This is a genomic window from Synergistetes bacterium HGW-Synergistetes-1 (genome assembly GCA_002839185.1).
Lineage (GTDB): Bacteria > Synergistota > Synergistia > Synergistales > Synergistaceae > Caenicola.
Genome location: PGXO01000002.1, coordinates 29,783 through 52,749, shown reverse-complemented (window position 1 = coordinate 52,749; position 22,967 = coordinate 29,783). Strand labels below are relative to the sequence as shown.

Below are 22,967 nucleotides of genomic sequence, written 5' to 3'. Positions count from 1 at the left end.
ATGATATGACTGGAATGATGTATCCTGCAATAATTATGGGAGGCCTGGGGCTGATTTTCGGCGCCCTTCTGGCGTTTGCCTCAAAAAAATTCCATGTTGAAACGGACCCCCGGCAGGCAAATATCCGCGCTATCCTTCCGGGAGCAAACTGCGGAGGCTGCGGCTATCCCGGGTGCGATGGTTTTGCTGAAGCTCTTGCAAACGGTACAGGAAAGATCACCGGCTGCGCTGCGGGAGGGTCCGCCCTGGCAGATAGTATTGCTGCAATACTTGGAGTCCAGGCCGAAAAAGATGAGCCGAAGATAGCCTTTCTCAAATGCAAGGGATCAAACGACAAAACGGTGAAGAACTGCGTTTACTTCGGCGAATATGACTGCAGAGCCGCGGCTGTGGTCCCTGGAAAGGGCCCCACTTCATGCGCATACGGATGCATGGGCCTCGGTACATGTGTAAGTGTCTGCGCCTTCCACGCCATGACCATTAAGAACGGCCTTGCTGTGGTGGATGCTGAAAAATGCGTTGGATGCGGAGCCTGTGTCGAAAACTGTCCGAGAGACGTATTGGTGCTGGTGCCAAGGAAATCAAAGGTCAATGTATCCTGCAACTCGCCCCTTAAAGGGCCTGATGTTAAAAGGGTCTGCTCAGTCGGATGCATTGGATGCACCCTTTGTGTGAAAAGCTGCCCGGTACAGGCAATAGAGATGAAGGGCGCCCTCGCTGTGATCGATCCTGCAAAATGCATCAACTGCGGCATCTGCGCAACAAAGTGCCCAACAAAAAGTATTACCGACAGAAGGTCCGATGAGGAAAAAACCGCTTCGACTGCTAAGGAAACAGCCTCAGTCTAGCTAAAAAATGACCAGAGGGGGTCCCGGCCTTGGCCGGGACCCCCTCTTTTTCTTTTATTGCAAGGCTTTGCTACTTTTTGTACTCAGCCGCAAGCTTTTCGAATGCCGGCAGAGAGTCTTCTATCTGGTCGGTCCTCACACAATATGAGATGCGAGCATATCCAGGACATCCAAAACCATCGCCGGGGACGAGCAGAAGCTCATATTTCTTTGCCTTCTCGCAGAATGCCACGGCATCCGGTTCGAGCGCCTTGACAAAGAGATAGAAGGCTCCGTCAGGCTTGGCACATTCATAACCCATACTTGCGAGACCGCTGTAAAGGATGTCCCTGTTTCTTTTATATATCGATATATCTGCTGTCCGGCCAAGACATCTTGCTATCAGATGCTGGAAAAGGCTCGGGGCACAGACATAACCAAGAGCTCTGCCCGCCCCGCAGACCGCTGCATAAACATCCTCTCCGTCCTTCATCTTATTTGAAACCAAAACGTAGCCGATTCTCTCTCCAGGGAGTGAGAGTGATTTGCTGTAGGAATAGCAGACGAAGGTGTTGTCGTAATGGTTGAGGAGGAAGGAGACCTCGACATCTCCGTAGACCAGTTCCCGGTATGGTTCATCTGAAATAAGGTAGATCACATGACCGAATTCCTTTGATTTTCTCTCCATTACCGAACATATCTCTTTGATAGTCTCAAGCGAATAAACGACGCCTGACGGGTTGTTGGGCGAATTAATTATTACAGCTTTGGTATTTTTGTTTACAGCTTTTTCGAATTTTTCAAGATCCGCCTGAAAATTATCTGTATTGGCCGGTATGACTGACAATACAGCCCCTGCCGACTCGACATAGACTTTGTACTCGGGGAAATATGGCGCGAAAGCCAGAAATTCATCTCCGGGAAGAGCCAATGCCCTGCAGCACATAGAAAGGGAAGCTGCCGCTCCGGCGGTAAGATAAAAATTATCTGCCGTGATGTCGGTACCGTATTTGCTGTTTATGTGATCGGCCAGCGCTTTCCTGACACTAATATCACCCTGTGCCGACGTGTAGCCATGGATCTTAGTAGGGTCTTCATTCATGAGAAGGTCGATAATGTTATCCCTTATGAATTCAGGGGCAGGGACATTCGGGTTCCCGATGCTGAAGTCGAAAACTTTATCAGCGCCTATCTCGCTTCCCCTTTTTTTGCCATATTCGAATATTTCGCGGATCTCCGATCGTTTTTTTCCCAGTTCAAGCATTTTTCCAGAAATCATTTGGATATCACTTTCCTCTCAGCAGACAAATGTTATTGCTATATTAATTTTTGTACTTCCCATAAATCTTCCCTGAAACAATTTTTATTGACGGTCCGATAAAATTATATTCCATACGACTGCAAAAACAAAATATCACTTACATCCGACAAAAATCTCCGCCCTATTTGTGAAATATATCAATTCAAACATATCTGTAAAATAGATGATTTATGTAAAGGAATTACATGGCAAAAAATTTATTGTTATGATATTCTTACACTGCAGTTAAGAGGTCAGCAAACAAGCGATCATCAATCAGGTCTCCGCAGTCGGAGATCAAATCAAGGGGAGGATCTTTTAAAATGAAAAAACGCGGAATTATTGCATTTTTACTTGTTCTTTGCTTCGCTGCAGCAGCGTTCGCAGCTTTGGGCCCGATCAAAATGAGCGACCAGAAACCGACATTCGTATATGTCGGTCCGGTAGGTGACGGCGGCTACAACTTCATGCACGACCAGGGCCGCAAAATGATGGAGAAGCTCAACCCGGGCATAAAGGGCTCGATAGTTGAATCTGTCCCTGAAGGCCCCGATGCAGAAAGAGTCATGGAGACGGCTGTACGCAACGGATCTAAGGTCATTTTCGCAAACTCATTCGGTTACATGGATCACGTCATCAACGTAGCCAAGAAATATCCCGACGTATATTTCATGCACTGTTCAGGCTACAAAGTTGCCCCGAACGTAAGCACCTACTTCGGCCGCATGTACCAGCCCCGTTACCTCTCAGGACTGGTCGCGGGCAAAGCAACGAAATCCAACCTTATCGGTTATGTAGCAGCCTATCCGATCCCCGAAGTCATCCGCGGGATCAACGCTTTCACCCTCGGAGTCCGCAAGGCCAATCCAAAAGCAAAGGTAAAGGTCGTCTGGTTGTTCTCATGGCATGACCCGGCAAAGGAAAAAGAGGCGACAAAAGCTCTTTACGATGCGAAATGCGATACAATAGCGATGCACGCTGATACAGGCGGGGCTCCCCAAGCCGCAGAAGAGCTCGGCATGTGGGTCATCGGATACAACAACCCGATGGACAAGTATGCTCCTACACGCCACCTCGTAACTCCTATATGGAACTGGGGCAAGTACTATGACTACGCAGTAAAGAACATCGAGAAGGGCACCTGGAAGTCCGAGCAGATCTGGTGGAGCATGAAGGATGGAATGGTTGATCTCTCTGCTTACGGAAAGGCCGTTTCTGAAGATACAAAGAAACTTGTAGCTGCGGAAAAGAAAAAGATTCTCGATGGAAAATGGGACGTCTTTTACGGACCCATCAAGGGACAGGACGGTAAAGTCGTTGTCCAGCAGGGCAAGAACCTCAACGACGGAGAAATGCTCAGCATGAGCTGGTTCGTCGAGGGCGTAGAGGGAACGATCCCCAAATAAAAAGTTGCATCCTGATGAATAAGAGGAGGGGCATTTAACACGCTCTTCCTCTTATTTAATTCTTTTTTACTGTAAAGCAATTTCATGATATACTTTATTTTATGTTGAGTTCAACCGAACATTTGCCTCGTTAAATCAATTATTTAAATTATATTTTACTGTATGGATTTTAAATAAATACACTCCTTCGGTTTTTGTGTGATCTGCCTTATTGATTTGATCGACCTGTTTCTAAAAATTCAGATCCGTACTAGGGTGAGCCAATGAAGGAGAAAACCGGAATTAAAAACGATGCTTATTTTGGAAGTGTCCGGTTCTTCAGACATGTTATTTACCTGTGTTTTTTTCTGATCGTTATCACACCCTATTTATCCATGATGGTACTTTTTTATCAGAATAAACTCCTTCGATCTGAAATAACCTCCCTGAGATCAAGATCATTTGATAAAGGCGTTTCACCCGACAAGACCCCTGCTTCTGAAAACAGCAATATCGTTTCGAGCCCGGAGTATCAGAAAAAATATCCCGACCTTTACTGCACCCCCCGAACTCCTTTTGTAAAAAAGGAAAAAACCGTCTATCTGACGTTTGACGACGGTCCATCAAGACACACAGATAAAATTTTAAGGATCCTCGGAAAATATAATATTAAAGCTACCTTTTTTGCCGTTGGAAAAAATGATCCAAAAAGCAAAAAATTTATGAGGCGAATAGTAGAAGAAGGTCATACTCTTGCACCTCATTCTTACACACATGCTTACAATAAAATATATACCTCTGTGGATTCATTCCTTGATGACTTTAAAAAAATAAACGATCTGATCTATGAAACAACCGGAGTGAGACCAAATATCCTCAGGTTCCCCGGAGGGACCGTTAATGTATATAACAGGAGGATCTTCAGGGAATTATCAGCTGAAATGCTTCGTCGTGGCTATACTTTTTATGATTGGGATGTCTCAGCTGCTGATGCGACTAAAAGCGCAACTGCAGATTCTGTAATGAAAAGCATAATTTATGGCGTCCATGAGAACAGAAGAAATATAGTACTGATGCATGATACCTCTGAAAAGACCCTTAAAGCGCTTGAAAAGACTATCATTTATCTTAAAAACAAGGGATTTGCATTTGACAGACTCACAAACGAAGTTGAACCTGTAACTTTTTATTACAATTACCTAGAAAAGGGAGGGGTTTAATAGTGGGATACATGGATAATTTCAAAACTTCATTGAATGAGGTCTTCCGGCTTTCGCCCACAGACCTTGAAGACGAAGAAATACGCGATGATGCTACAGTCGCGGTTGAAGAAACGGAGAATATTGAAGAAGGACCGGTTATCGATGAAACTCCGCGTTCACAGCATTTTATCAGCAGTCCCGGCTATCGGCATAATGACAAAACTTCGGCCTGCAGCACAGCAAGGGATTCTGTCATTTCTGCAGACACCAGGATCATCGGGAAGATAATGTCCAACGGCAACCTGCTGATAGGCGGCGATGTCGAGGGCGATATCATAGCAAAGGGAGATGTGCGAATAAAGGGAAAAGTTCGCGGAAACATCTCTGCAAACAAGGTGGAACTCAGTGAATGTTCAGTATTGGGAAACCTCCGCGCGGAAGCATCGCTGATGATCGATTCGGGCTCTGAGGTGATCGGTGACATCGAATCGGGAGATACCTCTATTGACGGAAAGATCAAAGGGAATGTAATATCAACAGCTGATGTTGTCTGCAAAAAAAATTCTTTTATACTGGGCAATGTATCGTCTGACAGCATCTCCATAGAAAAGGGGGCCGTGGTCTGCGGTGAGATCCATATAAAATGCAGTGAAAATCCTGATGAACTTTTTTCAAAATATTTCAGCTCTGTAAAACAAGAATCATAGCCATTTTTACTGTTTTTATACTTAAAGCGGGCAAAAAACTGTAAAAATCAGTTTGCCCGCATTTTTATATGTATGAAATATATAATAATTTTCATATAATACTTGCCACAAAACGTCCTGCCCTTCGGTCTGTATATATATAATGATATTAAAAAGGGCGGCAGTGTCAAACATCATAACAAGAGGCAAAAATATGGAGGTCTGATCCTTGAGAAGGACAATTATTTTAGCGGTGATTTTTAGTTCATTTATCTTTTTTGCTGTGCCGGAAACGGCGCATGCTCTCGAACAGAGGCCATATGATGTGGCGGTAATAGGAGCCGGTTCGGGCGGATGCTCAGCAGCCATACAGGCGGCTAGGATGGGAATGTCCGTTGCCCTTATTGAGGAATCCGACTGGATAGGCGGGCAGATGACAGGGGCTGCCGTCTCGACGATGGATGACAAAACAAAGACCCGCACAGGTATATATCTTGAGTTCATAACTAAGGTCAGGGAATACTATTCGGCCAGGAATACAAGCGTTAACATTTGCTACTGGGGAAGCGACACCATCGCATTCGAACCTTGGGTCGGGCAGATGATCCTTAAGGAAATGCTCAGTGAGGCAGGCCTCGTTGACATAATTCTTAAAGCCAGACCGATATCGGTAAAAGTAACTGAAAACAGGGTCCGTTCGGCTGTTGTAAAGGTGGATGGAAAGGAAGTTCTACTTTCAGCAAAAGTATTCATCGATGCAACTGAGTACGGAGATTTTATTGCTTTGTCCGGTGCCCGTTACCGTTCCGGAAACGCGATCTCTCCTGTGATCGACAAAAATGCGATAATTCAGGACATAACATACCCTGTCGTCATAAAACAGTACAAAGGGGGACTGCCGCCAGAACTAAAAGTCCAGGGGGCGCCTCCGGGATACACCGATCATCTTTTCAAATTCAGGATGACGATAAGAAAAAATGGAAGCACATGGCCGGGGGATTACCCGTTCAGCCCTGTCGTGCATAATGCCTACCGTGCTATCCCGGATCCCTCGAATAACGCCATTATCGACGGAGGCAAGCCGGAAACATGGACAAGTATCACAAAGACTGTTATAAACTGGGCAAATGATTATCCCGGCCAAAATGGCAGTTCTCCCAATCTGTCTGTTGATTTTCTTGAAAGCCCAAACTTCAGGGCCCTCGCAACTAGGGAGGCAATGTTGAAGACCCTCGCATTCCTTTACTATATGCAGACCGAACTCGGCATGTCAGACTGGTCTGTTGACAACAGACAGGGTTATGGAGGCTGGTTCAGCACTGATTGGGCTGACTGGGCGGAATTTCCCGAAAAATACCGTCCGATCCTCTCTCTCTTCCCCCCTTTTCCTTATGTTAGGGAAAGCAGGAGGCTGGTTGGCATACAGACCATGACGGTCGATGACATCCTAAGGGATGAAAAACTGGGCAGGACGCTCACTTCAAAACCGCACAGTCTGGCCTTGGGCGAATATCCCATAGACATACACGGCAAAAACGACAGCATATACCTTGAAGCGGACCTGGGAGAGACGAAGGAAAAGATCCCGAATGACTGGAACGGGGATGGCGGGCTATTCCAAATACCCTTTGAGGTCTTTGTCCCGGAGAAGCTAGAGGGACTTCTGGCAGCGGAGAAAAATATCTCCGTTTCAAGGGTGGTAAATGGCTCAACAAGGCTCCAGCCCGTTACGATGCTGACAGGGCAGGCTGCTGGAGCGATCGCAGCAGTATCCGTCATCCAGAAAGTACAACCTCGAAAGCTGCGCCCCCTTGATGTCCAGACAGAGCTTTGGAGATCGAGGAGCAGGCTTTCCCTATTTGATTTTGAGGATGCTCCCAATTACTCCGCATCATGGGAAGGGGTCGAAGCAGCAATGCTTTACGGCTACATGGACCCTTTGACGGAGAAATTTTTCGGTGTATACGACGAAATGCACTGGGTAGAAGTAAGGGATGCCCTTAGAAGGGCTATGGGGATACAAAAATTCCCGGATAAGAACCTTCAGGCACTTGTCACGGTCAGTGAGTTTTCCTCATGGCTTGAAATACTTTTCAAAAAAGACATAAAAAGATACCAGGGGGTAATAGATGGCCTGACAGGCGACAAGCCCCTTACTAAAGGAAAGCTAGCAAGCACTGTTCTGGCCCTTTTGAAGGTTGCGCCTGAAATTAAAAATAAAAAATAACTGAGGATATATCAGTAATTTTTGAGTCCCTAGTTTTTTACAGGCTGTCTTCTCCTTGTTGGAAGGCCGCCTGTTTTTATTATCTGCCACCCACACGGCATATTTTTTATATTGAACAGGGTTTTCTCCTTGATGTATGATTAGCAGAAGCGTACTATTTTTGCTTTAGAGAGAGCGCTGACAGGAAATATGATCACAGAGGAGAGGGGCAGCGGAATGAAAAAATATTTAAAGATCATCGCTATCGCTGGATCTGCATGCCTCCTTGTATACTCCTCTGCTATGAACGCAGAGGCTGTGGTCATCTCGATCCTTGCTCCTTCTGCAGATGAGCAGGTTCTTGAATCAGGAAGGGACTTTTACGTTATCGGCAGAATAGAACGTGATGGTGTACGTCCTGAGGACATACCTTTTGATATCAGGGTAGATGTTGCAGAGACCGGTCTCGTCCGGGACGGAAAGATGATCCCCCTCAGGACCTTCAGCAGCCACGTTGACCCTTTTACAGGGCTGACACCGGAAAGAGATATTTACTTCAGATATGAAGGAAAAGCTCCATGGGTGGATATAAGCCGTGAGGAACTCTACCAATATCCTCCCCCGGACCTCGTATACCGACACGGGGATCCGGAAAGTTTCTATGACCCCTCACTGAAAGCCGTGGTGACTAAAGACCGCTTTGCAGTCCTAATACAGGGCGGCGTAACCAAAGATTTTGACACTGCTTACAACTACCCGGATGACCTCGGATGGAAACTCTACAGGATAATAGTGACCGCAGTTACAGGAGATAAAGTACTTGCCCGCACAGAGGAAGATGTTATGTTCGGAACAGTCCAGGAGAAGGTCCTCGCAAGGTTTTCACCCGATGAACACATGAGGTCTGTCGTCTCTTTTGCGGAAGAAAACGGTTTTCGCATATACAGGGACCTTTTCCCCGGATACTGGCCTTGTGCAGACGGGTCAGTATATGAGATTCCACGCAGATGGAGGGCAAATGATGCCCTCGAGTATGTTGGGGGAAGAGTACATGCAGTAATTTATAACATAAGAGAAAAAAGGTGTGCGACCCAGGAGGTCGAGATCGGGCGCATGGCCTTCGAGGGGTGGCTTGATTCCGAAGATGTCATCTACTATCACTACGACATAGGAGAACCCTCCCTGCGGTTTGGAACATGGTACGGATCAGACATAAAGAAAGGGAAAATCATCGCGTTCAAAAACGGCGACAGGCTTGAGCTTTTACGTGCCGAAACAGGGGATATAAAGGATCGGTATTACCCGGAAGATACTATCGGAACAGTTGACTGGGACGTTCATGATTCCGTATCCGTAGACCCGGATACGCCGCTTGCGATCTGCGGAGCGGTAACTCCCATCCAGCCGATGCTCTCCGAGGTCATCCCGAACGATGACGGAACTTTTGAGGTGGAAAACCAGATACGCCACATACGGTACAGGTTCGTAGATATGATGGATGGCGTTCTCCACGAGGAATCGAAAGAGGTATTCCTTGAAAGGAATTACAGGAACTCTGATGGAGAATGGTCTCTTGATTCGATATATGAATTCCGCCATTTTTTCGATCTGCCCGAGATCCTCAACGGTAGGATAATGACCGTATACGTTGATGCTTACGATAATAAGGGCATTGAGATCGAAGGGGCCTCGGAAGCCTTTTATCTACGGATCAGATAGACCAAAGACTAATGTACCCTCCGAATCCATTGATGTATAATGACCCGGCTTTGATCCGTGAGAGGATGGACCTGAAATAACTCAGCTTGAAAAGATCGAAAACAAGCAAATGCTGATAGATGAGGAGAAGATACCAAAGCTCCTGATCCATTTTGCAATGCCTGCAATGGTCGGGATGGTAGCCGGAGCTATCTACAACATCGTTGACCGTATTTTCGTTGGAAGATACGTCGGAACAAGCGGACTGGCGGCTATCACACTCTCTTTTCCGGTAATGCTGCTGATGTTTTCCTTCTCTCTCCTCATCGGAGTTGGCGGATCCTCAAGGGTCGCAATATTGAGAGGTGCAAAAAAACAGCGCCCTGCCGAACAGGCCTTGGGACACACGCTGATGCTTCTTGCCGCTGTCGGCTTTGCAGGTATGGGGCTCAGCGTATACGGCGTTGATATGCTTCTGAGGCTATCCGGCGCAAGCGAGGAAATTTTGCCCCTGGCAAGAAATTACCTGAGGATAATCTTGATCGGGGGCCCCCTGGCACTTATGGGGCATGGGATCAATTCCCTGATAAGGGCATGCGGAAGTCCTCGTTACGCAATGGGAACACAGATTCTCGGAGCTTTTTCGAACATCCTGCTTGACGCCCTCTTTATTGTAAAAATGGGTATGGGGGTAGAAGGGGCAGCCCTGGGGACTATTATGGCACAAGGAGCAGCCACGGTCTGCGGGCTCATGTTCTTCTATTCGGGATCAAGCCCTTTGCGGATAAGGCTTCATTTCCTCGTCAGGCTTAAGATGAAAGTGATCAAAAAAATATTCGCTGTAGGGAGCTCTCCTTTTATAACAGAGCTATCCTTCGTCTTCTATATGACATTGATGAACAACATGGTAAGAAAATATGGAGGGGATATCGGCCTCTCAGCAATGGGAGTTTTCCTGAGCCTCGATTCTATCCTCTTCCTTCCCGCACTGGCGATAGGCGAAGCTGTACAGCCGGTGATAGGTTACAATTACGGCGCCGGAAAACCGGACAGGGTAATAATGGCGATAAAATACGCTATCAAGATGGTCACCTGTTTTTACGTTTTGAGCTTCGTGGTCGCGGAGATCTTCGCCGAAAAGATGATACTGCTCTTCAATGATGATCCTGAGCTTCTGGCAATAGGCGTTCCGGGCATGAGGATAGCCTACATTGGGATAATCTTCATGGGAGTGACTATAATAACAAACTCCGCCCTGCTTGGACTTGGAAGGGCAAGGGAAGCAATAACGCTCTCCGTATTCCGTCACGCAGTTTTCCTTTTTCTACCGCTTGTCACCCTGCCGCGATTTTATGGCCTGTGGGGCATCTGGATGTCTTTCCCGGTGGGCGATATTTCCGGCTGCCTCATCGCAGCTTTATTTTTAAAGAGGCTCTTCAATTGGCTTAAGGGCGATTCAGCTGTCTTTAGCGACTGAATTTGTTTTTTCCTGCGCCCTTTTCAGAGTAAGCGGCGATATTCCGGTAGCGATGAAAGAGACTCTTTCTGCAAGGTTAAGCACATGATCAGAAATACGCGAGAGATGTCTCAGAGTAAGGGTCACTATGCAAAAAAGCTTCAGTTTATCACTTTCACACGCTGTTTCGGATCCTAATAGCACATCAAGATTTGATATTGCATTTTTTCTTGTAAACTTAATCGTCTTTCTGCGGTCCCTTGCAGAACAGATGACAGTTTCATCATCCCCGGCAAAGGCCTCCGTCACTTCCCTGATCATCCTGATGTTTTCTTCGGCCATTCTCTCAACATATGGAACGATCTCTTCCGGAAAGTGAAGGCCATTGGGAAGATCAAGCACATTCATTGCTATATTCACCGACTGGTCTCCTATCCTCTCAAGATCAACGATGATCTTCATCACTGAATAGACAAAGCGAAGATCCTCCCTTACAGGCTGCCTCATCGCGATCGAATAGAGACATTCCTGATCTATCTGCTCTTCTTTTTCATCTATCAGGTCGTCTTCTTCTATCACTTTTTTTGCCAGTTTAGGATCTCCCGTTTTGAGTGCAAGAACTGCATTTTCAATAGAAGCTGCCGCATTTTCCGACATCTCATGCACAAGAAGCCTCAGTCTCTCTTTATCAGATACGTAAAGATAACTTTGGACACTGCTTTGATTCTTGTCTTCTATTCTCTTTTTATTCATCCTGATCTTCCCTTTCAAAAAGGTATTCTTAACAGGGGTTTTCGCGTTCAGGCATTATATAAAGTTCTTCATCCTCAGCCAGTATTTTCGACATGCCAAAGAAACCCTGCATCAGCGATATCACTCTTATTGCCTTGGAAATATCCCTTCCGTAAGAATAACTGCCGGTGATCTCATCCCTTATTTTTTTGCAGATCTCACCATATTCCATTTCCAGTTCCCTGGTTTTCTTTATCAGTCCCTTTTCGCCGATAACAAATGCCCTCAGGCTTGTACGCATTATTTTTCCTGAATGCTCAGACCACTCGCTCCAAAGCTTTTTGCCTGCTCTTTCCCTGATCGCGGCATACGCAGCTTCATCTGAAAGTATCTCGCTGATCTCTCCGCAAAGAGTTTTTGACATTGAGCGGAGGATAGACATCGTCCTGCTCACTGACGCGAATTTCTCCTGCAGCTTCGGATCTTCTGCGGTCACACGTATCCTGTAGGAATAATCCTGGCATGACTTGCTCAGCTCTTCTATAGCTTCGGGTAATTTTTCAAAAACAGGAACTTCTCTCTCAGAAGGTATCATGAGCATCTGCAGATAGGCTTCGATATAGTTCGAAAGCCTGGTCATCTCCCTTGAGAGGAGCAGTACGGCCACGGAAGGCACTGAAAGGAGTTCCTCTTCTATATACATCGGCTGATCCAATTCTCCGGAGGCAGTCACCAGACGCACAGAAAGGCCGCTGAGCAAAGAAGAAAATGGCAGAAAGATCATTATGTTGATCAGGGCGATAATTATCTGTCCATAGACAAGCTCCTGGACGACATCAAGACCTGCGCCATTCAAAAGCCTGTGGACAGGAGGTATCATAAAGGCAAAAGCAAGAGAGCCGATAAGGTAATAAACGGAGGAGCAAAACCCCAGCCTTCTGGCACTGAGCCTTCCTCCAAAGCTCGCCGTGACCGCGATAAGGGACGACCCCAGATGGGCTCCAAGAGCGATAGGCAGGGCAGAAACAGCCGGAAGAGCATCAGAAAGAGCAAGCGCTATTCCAAGCCCTATTATCGCAGACCTGCTTTGAAAGATAGCGGCAAAAACAAATGCTGACACGCCCATCAGAAGAGGGGACGATGACCAGGATAGCGCTATCTCTCTTGCTTTGCCATCTTCAAAGAGCGATCCTGCCCCGATCCGTAAAAACATCATCCCCAGGAAAATGATGGTGATGCATCTCAAAACTCCGGCAACCATGCGTATCTTCCTGTTGTTCAGCTTGCTAAGGAAAAAAGCCCCTGCAAAAAGGAGAGGCGCATAATCAAAAATATTAAAACTCAGAAGGACAGAGACAAGAGTACCTCCCAGGCTTGCCCCCATGACCATCAGCAGGGAATCTGCAAGCGAGAGTATCCCCGCATCGACGAAACCTATCCCGAATGAGATGGCGATCGCGCTGCTTTGCGCAACAGCGGCAAACAGAGTTCCAAGGAGGAAAGATCTGCTCTTGTTACCTGTGAGCCTTCCTATTCCCTCTTTTAAGCCTCCGCTGATATTCTGCCTGAAAAAACTGGCGCTTTCCTGGGCGCCGTAAAGGAACAGCGCGAGACCTCCTGCTATGCTGACAAAACTGTTTATCGCCTCCGTCTCACGCACCTCCCTTTATATAGACCGCCCTAATTAAACTGATGCTGCCCTCGGATCATGCTGGACAAAATACCGTGCCTGAGGCCCTTGTCGCTGACAACTATTTCGCTGCACCCGGCAAATCGCATTGCGTATCTGATAATGCATGCGCCTGCAAGGATAATATCCGCCCTTTCAGGATCAAGACCCGGAATTTTGCGCCTTTCCTCCGGGCTCTTAACTGAATATTCCCTTATCTGTCTCTCGACTTCTTCTTCCGGGAGGACCGTTCCGTGTGCTTCTTCCGGATCATATTCCTCCATCCTTTTGTAAACAGAGGCCATGCTTGTGACATTTCCTCCGATGCCAACAGCCATATCGACCTTAAAAGGGGGCTTTACGCTGCCAAAGACCTGTTTTAATTCATAATCCGCATTTTCAATATCTTTTCTCAAAATCGTATCATTTGAAAAGAATTTTTCCGTGAGGAGCAGCGCACCGGTTTTTAGGCTGGCCTTGCAGACAATCTCTCCCTTTTCGGCAAATACCAGTTCTGTGCTTCCTCCGCCCGTATCGATCGTGCAGTACCTGTTCACATTACTCAGGTCAAAACCTGATACAGCCCCTGAAAAAGAAAGCAGCGCCTCTTCCTCTCCGGAAAGGACCTCTGTCTCAATTCCCGTGAGTTCCCTTAGCTTATCTGAAAGTTCCCCTGCGTTGGATGCTGAACGGAGAGCCATTGTCCCAACTATTCGGATAACGCCTGCGCCGTTCTTTTCAGCATCAGCAACAAATTCTTTGACCGCATCTGTTGTTCTTTGAAGTGCCGGAAGGCTGATCAGCCCTGATTTTCTCAGGCCTACCCCCAGCTTTGTTATCTTCACGGCATCTTTCAAGACTGTTGCACCTTTTTCACCGTCAGCCTGCGCAAGCAGGTACTTAACAGAGTTTGTTCCGATATCAACTGCTGCTAATATCATTTTTATTGCTCCCCCTGAAATTTCATCCTAACAACGCTTTAAATTGATTATAACCTGAGCCCGAATGTGCTGCAATAAAGCTGTTCTAATGTCATTTTAGCCAATGATGCTGTAAAATTAGGTACAAATCCCCTTTTGCAGGGAGGAACCAAAATTGCAGACCGAAAACGTGCTTCATATAATTAGCCACACCGACCTCGACGGGGTCGTCTCCGCAGCTCTTGCCTGGCATGCAAACAGGTCGTTCCGGCTGCCGATAAAAGTCTCGCTCATGGGTTACGGTGAAATCGACAACGCAATACTGGAATCGCTTGATTCAGGGCAAAAGCTCACCGTTCTCGATCTTTTCTGCCAACGGGAACAGACCGTTGACCAAATTGACCGTACTTTCACTGAAAGCAGTCCACCTTTTGTATTTGACCATCACAAAAGCACCTACGACAGGTACGGCAACAGGAAATGGGCTGTGGTCGATACCGGGTACTGCGCGGCAATGGTATATTGGAGATGGCTCAGGGAACAAAAGCTGGATGACAATACGAGAAAGATCGTTGAAGAAATTGAGCCTCTCATTAAAATAACGAACGACAGAGATCTATGGCTTGGAGAGATCCCTGAAAGCCGTCTCTGGCAAGGTCTCGTGACAATATGCGGACCATGGGGAGTTCTGATGAGGCTGGTCTCAGATTCTTCTGCCGAGCTGACCAAGGGAGAGAGAGATTCAGCACAGAATTTTGTGGATCTCCAGGAAGAGAGGTTCGAGCATGCAAAGGCCCGGATATTGAGGACCGGAGATGATCTCTCCTTTGTTGGCGACGGGTTGCTCGAATTTGGGGACGTTTCGGACTTCTGCGGACTGATACTTGACAGGGATCCTAATCCTCCCATGCTGGCCGCAGTTTCTGCAAAGAGGATGGGGGGCGACTGGGCTCTTTCGCTTCGCAGCCGCGACGGACTTGCCGGAAAAATAATAACTCTGCTAAAAGATGGCAAAAAGGTCAGAGGCGGCGGCCACGGTGATGCTGCCGCGCTCTATTTTCCTTACAGCTATAATGAAGTTCAGATACGTGATACTGTACTGGCTGCTATAAAACAGGAGAAAGAAAGAACCCAGGCCCCCAATGTAACACTTGGGGATATATTCAAAGGGCTTGATAAAATTTGAGATCGATCGCCTTTCTTTACGCCTCCGAAGGAACGGGGCATAAAGCCGCTGCCGAGAATCTGAAAGAATGGTTTTTAGAGAGCGGCTCCGAAAATACTGCGATGTGCCTTGATGTGCTCGAAGTCCTGCCTTTATGGCTGCGCGGGACTGTTTCAAAGGGCTATCTGCTTATCGCGCGCCACGTTCCATGGATATGGGGCAGATTTTACTGGGGATCAGACAAACTCTCCATTCAGGCTTCCATCTTCGATCATATACATTCACTTCTGTGCAGCATCTACCTTCCAGAGATCGAAGATATCGTTTCCTCTTCCGGAGCAGAGGCTGTTGTCTTCACCCATTACTTCGGAGCATCGCTCTTTGCTTCGAGAAACCGCCTGAAGATCCCTGTATTCTACGTAAACACAGATTTTGTCACTCACCGGTTTCAGAGAAGCCCCGTTTTTTCTGCATCATTCACAGCAAGCGAGGCCGCACTTGAACAATACAGGATCGATGGTATCGGCAACGTTTTCAATACGGGAATACCCGTTTCAAAAAAATACAGCTCTCCGATTTCAAAAAAAACTGCGAGGGAGCAGCTTGGGCTCGATCAGAACAAAAAGACCGTACTCGTTACAGGAGGAGGAATCGGCGCCGGACCTGTTATCGATGTAACAAACTCTCTTGCTGAAGAAAAGGGTATTCAGACCCTGGTCATCTGCGGAAACAATTCACAGCTATACAAAAAACTCTCCTTAAAATACAGCGGCAATGAAAATATCAGGATCATGTCATTCGTGGACAACATGCCTGAATATTACTGTGCTTCCGATCTTGCTGTGATGAAACCCGGAGGGCTATCTCTCTCTGAGGCTCTTTCCGCAAAACTTCCACTTCTTCTTATGGAACCCATTCCGGGTCAGGAACAGCTCAATATGGATATCCTATGCGGCAGTAATGCAGCGAGGCGCTTAAAAAACAGCATCAGGGCATCAGAAGAAACCCTGGAAATACTGGGAAACCATCTGGTTCTGGAGAGTATGATCGAAGGAATTGAACGATTTTCGAGGCCAAGTGCAGCAGAAGATATCCTTGAAATAATAACAAAGCACAAATAACAGCAGAAATTATACAAAGAGGCGGGACAATAAATATGCCCCGCCTCTTTTTATGTTGAACTGTAGCGACCTTTTAACTATTTGCTCTTGGGAGCGAACTGCTTACGGAACTCGTTCATAAGATCCTTGCCCATGTTGGCTTCAAGCTTGACCCAGCTCTTTGAGATCGCTTCCTGAATAGGCGCAAGCTCTTTGTCTGTGTATGTGTAGACCTTGATCCCTTTTTTCCTCATAAGATCCATGTAGAGTGCGTCATCTTTCTTAGCCTGATCAATGGACTTCGCGGCAACCTTGGTCACTGCGTCAAAGATGATCTTCTGGTCTGCCGGCTTAAGTTTGCCCCATGTCTTCTGGCTCATAAGATATGATTCGTTTTCAAGTGAGTAGTTTGTCTGGTACCAGTACTTCATCGCATCTTTAAGAACTGTGTAGGCCAGTGCCGGAGGGATGGAAGATACTGCATCGCAAACGCCTGTCTGCATCGCCTGGAAGATGTCTGCATAGGGGAGGGAGATAGTCTTGTAGCCCATTGCCTCTACGCCTGTCTTGTAAACGTCCATAAAGGGAACTCTTGTCAGCACGCCCTTGTTGACTTTGGGATTAAGGGGATCCCTTACAGGTTTTGTGCTTCCAAGCCCAATCATTCCTTCAACGTTGAAACCAAGGAATTTAACTCCGAGCCTGGTGTGGAAATCGTCCATCTTCGTGGCCATCCATCCCTTAGGCTGGAAGGCTTTCTTTATCCCATCGTAGCCTGTAACAAAGCCATTGATGTAAACAAGTTCCATTCTCGGGTCGAACTGGCTGGGGACGGAAATAAGAGCCATGTCAATAGTTCCGCGGATAAGCTCTTCGTAGACGAGGGTGTAGTCTCCCAGCTGGTTGGCGGGGAAGATTTTGATGTCGATGCGTCCGTTGCTCTTTGCGCTTACTTCTTTGGCAACTTCTTTCATGAATCCTGTTGCAGTATGGTCAGGCGGAAACTGTCCTGCAAAACGAAGGGTCGTCTCAGCTGCTGATGCGGCAGAGACCATTGCGATAAGGATCATGATCGCAGCAAGAACAAGTGCTAGCTTTTTGGTGTTTTTCATGGTTTATATTCTCCTCTCAAGTTTTGGTTCTATTATTTACAGCCACAGGAAATGACTGATATTTATGATTACTTGTATATTAATTCACATTATTTGAATAATAGGCATAATTGCACAACACGCTATATCTTTTTCCGTGAATCACAATATTTCCTTTTGTTTATCGTTTCATGTGATTCACAAGATATATCAGTTGGAGCATGTTGTCAAGGAAAGACTATTTCACTTTAATTTATGCATAACGGTTTATTATGTTAAAAATTTTAAATGTATAGTTCAGCGTTAGTTCTGGAGAGAGATTATATTACTCTATTGCAGTCTGAGAGGGGCTTGCTGCCTATGATTACAGATTACGTAGGGAGGAAAATAAGCAATTATTGCAAAAAATATCACGCCCTCAACACGAAGGGCGTGATATATCAATCTCGATATTTGTTTTTGTTGATCCTAATTTTAGTCTCCGAGTGGAGGGAGGGGACCTATTTCATCCTCTTTAGAAAATTCCTTTTTAGGAAAGTAACGTTTTTTTAATGACTCAAATCTGGTGTTTAGATCTTCAATCATCAAAGTCGCCCATAGTGGATCGGGCCATTTTTTTCTGTGAGCTGTTGTAGAAAGGCAAGCACACATCATAGCTCCAAAATAGAAGTAGGCGTCATTGAAGGCAAGTGCTACGCCAAAAAATATGAAACATAGAGATGCAAATAGGTCCTTGTAAAAATACACATTATCGCTTCCAATCTAAAATACTTCAGATGCCCAACTAAGTATTATATCAGATTCTGTTTAATCTTTCCCCAAGAAAGATCAATTTGCGCACATATGCCTAATATGCAGTGGATACTTCAGTATAAAAAATTGAAGCTCCCAGCCAATGCCGGGGAGCTTCAATTAAATGTTTGCTGATTCTTCCTTGCTCTGACTTATTAAAGTCTGTTACCAGGGAAGGCCAAGTATTACATGGGGAAGGAAAAGAGAGACCTTCGGTATGTAAGCAGTGACCGCAAGCACCGGGATCCAGCAGAGAGCCATGAACGTAAGTGCCGGTTTCATGATCTCGTTGATCGAGGCGCCTCCTACTCTTCCACTCAGGTAAAGCACCGGTGCACACGGAGGTGTGATGCATCCAAGAGCAGTATTTACTCCTACTATTGCAGCATAGTGTACAGGATCTACTCCGAGTTTCACTATTATCGGGAGCAGGATCGGCGTTGTCAGAACAACTACGCTTATGTCATCCATGAGCATCCCCATGAGGACCAGGAACACGTTTATCATGAACATGATTATGTAGGGGTTAGTCGAAATCGAATAGAAGAGATCGAGCACCTTGCCGGGAAGGTCCTCGAGGATATAGAGCCTTGAGAGCATGGAAACGGAATAGAGCATTACCATGATAACTCCAGTCGTTATCGAACCTTCGACCACTATGTTGAAAAGAGTCTTCCAGTTCAGCCCCTTATAAACGTAAAGTCCTATGGGGATACAGTATACGACAGCAAGGGCGGATGCTTCTGTAGTCGTCATTACTCCTCCGTAAATGCCTCCCAGTACCATGAACGGCATAAAAAGAGCAGGGATCGCAAGACGTCCGCGTTTCATGAACATTTCATAGCGTTCCTTAGGAGAACGCTTCTGTTTAACAAGAACATCTTTGTTATTGCGAAGCATCCAGAGGTTTACCACACTCAGAAGGATTATCGTCACAATCCCGGGGCCTATGGTCGAAAGGAAGCATGCAAGAACAGAAATACCGCTTATCCATGCGAAAATTATCAAAGTCGCGTTCGGGGGTATCAGAAGACCCAGAAGGGATGCGTTCGCCATAAGGGCGCAGGCATGTCCCATCGGGTAACCACCGGCTTTGAAACGTGGAAACATGATCGCGCCTATGCAGGAAAGGGTAGCGCATGCAGCTCCGCAGATGGATCCGAATATCGCACAGGAAATGATCCCGACTACACCAAGACCACCTCTGATATGCCCGACGAATACATCGACCATATCTATCATCTTTTCAGCTATTCGGCCTCTCTCCATAATACCGCCTGCAAGAATGAACATTGCTATGGCGATGAGGGAGACGGAGTTCATCTGTGTGAAACCATAGGGCAGAAGCTGTGTGGCCTGGTAACCTACCTGATCAACTCCTCCGAAGAAGATAAGCCAGGCGCATGAAGCCATAAAGCTGACAGGGACCGGTACACCGATCACCAGACATACCATCAGTATTACAAGTGCGATATAGATCATTCCGTCTTACCTCCCGTAAAAAGCGCTTTTGCGGCTCTTATCATATCCCATAAAAAATAGTAGGACATGAAAAAAAGACCTATCAAAATTGGGAGGTAGCCTGTCCACAGAGGTATCCTCCATGCAACTGTCTTTGGGATAGCAACTCCGGTACCGAGAGGACCAGCGAAACCAAAATAGAAGAAGTCCCATCCATACCATGTGAAAAGAAGGGTGACACCCAAAGTCACTACTGTTTTTGTGAAGATCAGCAGCCGCTTGATAAATCCTTCTTTAACATAAGACTGAACAAGGTCGGCGGAGACATGCGATCCGGCAAAAGCTCCGTAACCCGCTCCCATGAAATAGAGCCAGAAAGCGAATATCTTTATCCATTCCTCGTAGCCGTAAAGGTCCATTTCGAGTACATAGCGCATAACTGTTGCCGCGCTGATAATTACGGCAAGCACCATGGCCATTACAAAACATACTATGGCGAAAGTTCTGGTTACGATCTTGTCAAAGGGGTTTGTTGCAACTCTTACTGTTGAAATTGGTGCTTCGTATTCTGTTTCTTCGATAAACTTACACTGCGCCTGTGTCATAAATGGGGCTCCTTTCAAAAAAGGAAAATCCGGGGAGGATATCCTCCCCGTGGACTTCCCGGATGCTGCTTTAATGATCGGTAATTTTATTTACCGAGGTGCTTTACAAATTCCTTCATAAGTTCTTCAGTCATGCCGCGCTTGCCAAGCTCTGTCCATGTTGTGATGCATGCTTCTTTGATCGGCTTGAGTTCAGCTTCGCTATACTTGAAGACTTTGATTCCCTTTTTCTCCATAAGAGCCATATATTTGTTGTCTTCAGCTTTCGCATTGTCTATAGAGAGAAGGGTGTATTTCTTTGCTACTTCCTGGAAGACCTTCTGGTCTGCAGGGGTAAGTTTCTTCCATGATTTGTCGCTGACCATGATTGCAAGGTATTCCATTGAGTAGTTGGTGTGGTACCAGTACTTAAGTACGTCTCCGAGGATCGTGTATGCCGCTGCTACAGGGTAGCCGTCAACTGCGTCGCATACGCCGGTCTGCATTGACTGGTAAACATCTGAGTAAGGGATGGTGATTGGGCGGAAACCCATTGCTTTTGCTCCGAGAGTGTAGACATCCATGTTCGGTACTCTGGCAAGAACGCCCTTGTCTACCTTCGGGTTGAGGGGTTCTTTGAGGGGCTTCGTTGATCCGATACCGATCATTCCTTCGATGTAGGATCCGATCAGCCTTACTCCGAGGGCGGAGCTAAGTTCATTCAGCTTGTTGGGCAGCCATGCACCGGGAACAAAGACCTTTTTCGCATCATCATAGCCGCTTATAAATCCGTTCACGTAAACGAGCTCGAGGCGGGGGTCAAATTCGCTTGCGATCGACATAAGGGACATGTCGACTGTTCCGCGGATCATCTCTTCCATAACAAGTGAGTAATTTCCGAGCTGGTTTGCGGGATAGACTTTGATCTCAACGCGACCGCTGGTCTTCTGTGCTATTTCCTTGGCCATGTCGTTCATTGTCTTGGTCGCCATGTGGTCGGGCGGTGACTGACCTGCGAAACGGAAAACGATAGGAGCTGCTGTTGCCGGGCTTACTGCTGCTACGAACAGAAACATTACTGCAAGGATAATTGCAAATTTCTTCATCAAAAAAACTCTCCCTTCAAGTCTCTATTTCTTGTTCTTGGATAATGACTTTAAATACTATCTGCAGATGCATGAGCTAAATAAAAAAGCTGTACAAATCGCTCTTCCTTACAGCCCTCCTTTCCCGCATGACAGAGTGAAACTGTATTTTTTTGTATAATTCCCAAAATTGCAAAACCTAATATTTCAAATTCACCCTTCAGTAACATTTGAACAATTAACTGAAAAACGGGAGAACCACGGGAACAAATTACATCAAAGAGACCTTTTCGTCAATCTTGCGTCCATGCTATTAATATATCTGATATTTCTGCGGCCATATTATACTCGTATGTTTTTAATGAAAAAAGTCCCTCTCAAATAATTTATTTTTGTTTTTGAAAATTATTAACCATGTTCTCCCTTTTGGGAATCATCTCGTACCGTAATAATATTTCAGGAAAATATGACCGCACCAATTATACCGTAAATAACAAGGAGTACGGGAGGGTAATTTTTAAAAAATTTGCATGTTCGGAGAAGTAGGATGCCTAAAATCAGCATCGCCATAGCCGTAACGCCGTTTTTGGCCGTTACTGTAAGCGGAGAAATAAGGGAGAGTGTAAGTAGGCCTCCCACTATCGGACGCAGCATATCTTTGAATTTTCTGCTTTTTTCTGCCTCTAATTTTTTTAAAAGGCACAATGCGCCGCATAAAATCAAAACCGGTACGATAACGATTGATAAAGTAGAGACAATGGACCCGGGGATCCCAGCCTGCTGAAATCCAACGAAAGTTGCCGCATTGATCGCAATAGGTCCCGGAGTTACCTGCGAAAGAGCAAGTACCTGGCTGAACTGGGAAGGTGTAAGCCAGCCAGTCGCCCTAACAAGCTGATATTCAATAAGAGGAAGCGTCGAGAGTCCCCCTCCGAAAGCACCCGCAGCTATCTGTGAAAAAGAAAAAACAAGTTCCAGAAGAACTTTCATCGCAATACCAGCTTTTCCCTCGTCAGCTGGACTAAAAATGCCGCGAGCATTGAAAGCAGTGGGTTGATTCCAAAAATTCCTATCAAGGCGATGACCACGACAAACGGAACAATATTCCACCATCCGCATGAGAGCGTCGATCTGACATTGTCAAATACGACCATTGTAATGATAGCTCCCGTACCGGCCAGGACACCTTTAAAAAACCCCTGTACCTCCGGAGTTCCTGAATATTTAAGAATTATCGGGGAGAGGATAAGGATTATTACAAAAGGAGGAAGGACAGCTCCCGCAACTGCAGCCATGCTCCCTTTAAGCCCTCTGTAATACCTGCCAAGGAGCCATGCTATAGAGACGGCAAGCGGGCCTGGCACTGATGCTGCAAGGCTTACCATATCAGAAAATTCTCCTTCAGAAATATCCTGTCTTTCTGCTATGCCAAGCTTTACCATTCCCAGGATCACTATTCCACCGCCGAATGTGACAGCGCTTATCCTAAAAAAGAAAAAGAAGAGCTGAACTATCGTCATTGAAGTCCTCGCAATCGACAATTGGCTTGTCGGTTCATTTTGCATTAATTATCGCTTCCTTAATGATAGTTGAAAGAAATGAAAATGA

Annotated in this window: 20 protein-coding genes; 9 read left to right on the top strand and 11 right to left on the bottom strand. The window is 46.2% G+C overall.

The annotated features are described in order from the left end of the window. Window positions 1-5 precede the first annotated feature (5 nt). Entirely contained in the window at window positions 6-848 is an 843-nt protein-coding gene (locus CVV54_02195) for a ferredoxin (protein PKL05100.1), read from the top strand. Window positions 849-918: 70 nt separating this feature from the next. On the opposite strand, the gene CVV54_02190 is transcribed toward CVV54_02195, so the two are convergent. Further along, a complete protein-coding gene (locus CVV54_02190) occupies window positions 919-2,106 on the bottom strand; it encodes an aspartate aminotransferase (GenBank protein PKL05099.1) in 1,188 nt (395 codons plus the stop codon). 344 nt (window positions 2,107-2,450) lie between these two features. Here CVV54_02190 and CVV54_02185 point away from each other — a divergent pair, with 344 nt between their 5' ends. The 6 genes from CVV54_02185 (at window position 2,451) to CVV54_02160 (ending at window position 10,781) form a co-directional block, all read left to right on the top strand. After that, the gene (locus CVV54_02185) at window positions 2,451-3,533 is read left to right on the top strand and encodes a BMP family ABC transporter substrate-binding protein (protein PKL05098.1); all 1,083 of its coding nucleotides are present in this window, start codon (window positions 2,451-2,453) and stop codon (window positions 3,531-3,533) included. A 377-nt stretch (window positions 3,534-3,910) separates the two neighbouring features. Next, window positions 3,911-4,732 carry a polysaccharide deacetylase gene (locus tag CVV54_02180; protein ID PKL05217.1) on the top strand — a complete coding sequence of 274 codons (822 nt, stop codon included), beginning with the start codon at window positions 3,911-3,913 and terminating at the stop codon, window positions 4,730-4,732. 2 nt (window positions 4,733-4,734) lie between these two features. Next, the gene (locus tag CVV54_02175; protein ID PKL05097.1) at window positions 4,735-5,421 is read left to right on the top strand and encodes a hypothetical protein; all 687 of its coding nucleotides are present in this window, start codon (window positions 4,735-4,737) and stop codon (window positions 5,419-5,421) included. A gap of 220 nt (window positions 5,422-5,641) precedes the next feature. After that, entirely contained in the window at window positions 5,642-7,627 is a 1,986-nt protein-coding gene (locus tag CVV54_02170) for an FAD-dependent oxidoreductase (GenBank protein PKL05216.1), read from the top strand. A gap of 216 nt (window positions 7,628-7,843) precedes the next feature. Beyond that, entirely contained in the window at window positions 7,844-9,325 is a 1,482-nt protein-coding gene (locus tag CVV54_02165; protein PKL05096.1) for a hypothetical protein, read from the top strand. A gap of 109 nt (window positions 9,326-9,434) precedes the next feature. Then, window positions 9,435-10,781, top strand: coding sequence for an MATE family efflux transporter (locus CVV54_02160; protein PKL05095.1), 1,347 nt, complete (start codon window positions 9,435-9,437; stop codon window positions 10,779-10,781). On the opposite strand, the gene phoU is transcribed toward CVV54_02160, so the two are convergent. The 3 genes from phoU to CVV54_02145 are packed head-to-tail and all read right to left on the bottom strand — an operon-like array spanning window position 10,761 to window position 14,102. Beyond that, entirely contained in the window at window positions 10,761-11,513 is a 753-nt protein-coding gene (phoU, locus tag CVV54_02155) for a phosphate transport system regulatory protein PhoU (GenBank protein ID PKL05094.1), read from the bottom strand. The two genes, CVV54_02160 and phoU, sit on opposite strands and share 21 nt — an antisense overlap. Before the next feature lie 28 nt (window positions 11,514-11,541). Next, the gene (locus CVV54_02150) at window positions 11,542-13,152 is read right to left on the bottom strand and encodes a hypothetical protein (GenBank protein PKL05093.1); all 1,611 of its coding nucleotides are present in this window, start codon (window positions 13,150-13,152) and stop codon (window positions 11,542-11,544) included. Window positions 13,153-13,172: 20 nt separating this feature from the next. Then, window positions 13,173-14,102, bottom strand: coding sequence for a Ppx/GppA family phosphatase (locus CVV54_02145; protein ID PKL05092.1), 930 nt, complete (start codon window positions 14,100-14,102; stop codon window positions 13,173-13,175). Between the two features lie 154 nt (window positions 14,103-14,256). On the opposite strand from CVV54_02145, the gene CVV54_02140 reads away from it, so the two are divergent. Together CVV54_02140 and CVV54_02135 are read left to right on the top strand one after the other, a co-directional pair. Beyond that, window positions 14,257-15,267 carry a phosphohydrolase gene (locus tag CVV54_02140; protein ID PKL05091.1) on the top strand — a complete coding sequence of 337 codons (1,011 nt, stop codon included), beginning with the start codon at window positions 14,257-14,259 and terminating at the stop codon, window positions 15,265-15,267. Continuing rightward, window positions 15,264-16,367, top strand: a complete 1,104-nt coding sequence (locus CVV54_02135) for a galactosyldiacylglycerol synthase (protein PKL05090.1) — start codon at window positions 15,264-15,266, stop codon at window positions 16,365-16,367. Before CVV54_02140 ends, CVV54_02135 begins: the two co-directional genes overlap by 4 nt. Before the next feature lie 77 nt (window positions 16,368-16,444). Here CVV54_02135 and CVV54_02130 read toward each other — a convergent pair whose 3' ends face one another. From CVV54_02130 to CVV54_02100, 7 genes are all read right to left on the bottom strand, one after another. Beyond that, window positions 16,445-17,458: a C4-dicarboxylate ABC transporter substrate-binding protein gene (locus CVV54_02130; GenBank protein PKL05089.1), complete on the bottom strand. Its 1,014-nt coding sequence runs from the start codon at window positions 17,456-17,458 to the stop codon at window positions 16,445-16,447. Window positions 17,459-17,911: 453 nt separating this feature from the next. Beyond that, window positions 17,912-18,184, bottom strand: coding sequence for a hypothetical protein (locus tag CVV54_02125; GenBank protein ID PKL05088.1), 273 nt, complete (start codon window positions 18,182-18,184; stop codon window positions 17,912-17,914). Window positions 18,185-18,394: 210 nt separating this feature from the next. Continuing rightward, entirely contained in the window at window positions 18,395-19,711 is a 1,317-nt protein-coding gene (locus tag CVV54_02120; GenBank protein PKL05087.1) for a TRAP transporter large permease, read from the bottom strand. After that, a complete protein-coding gene (locus CVV54_02115) occupies window positions 19,708-20,295 on the bottom strand; it encodes a TRAP transporter small permease (GenBank protein ID PKL05086.1) in 588 nt (195 codons plus the stop codon). The genes CVV54_02120 and CVV54_02115 overlap by 4 nt, the downstream gene beginning before the upstream one ends. Window positions 20,296-20,381: 86 nt before the next feature. Beyond that, window positions 20,382-21,380: a C4-dicarboxylate ABC transporter substrate-binding protein gene (locus tag CVV54_02110; protein ID PKL05085.1), complete on the bottom strand. Its 999-nt coding sequence runs from the start codon at window positions 21,378-21,380 to the stop codon at window positions 20,382-20,384. 435 nt (window positions 21,381-21,815) lie between these two features. Continuing rightward, on the bottom strand, window positions 21,816-22,478 hold the full coding sequence (locus tag CVV54_02105; protein ID PKL05215.1) for a hypothetical protein: 663 nt from the start codon (window positions 22,476-22,478) through the stop codon (window positions 21,816-21,818). Beyond that, window positions 22,346-22,924 carry a hypothetical protein gene (locus CVV54_02100; protein ID PKL05084.1) on the bottom strand — a complete coding sequence of 193 codons (579 nt, stop codon included), beginning with the start codon at window positions 22,922-22,924 and terminating at the stop codon, window positions 22,346-22,348. Before CVV54_02100 ends, CVV54_02105 begins: the two co-directional genes overlap by 133 nt. Window positions 22,925-22,967: the final 43 nt, after the last annotated feature.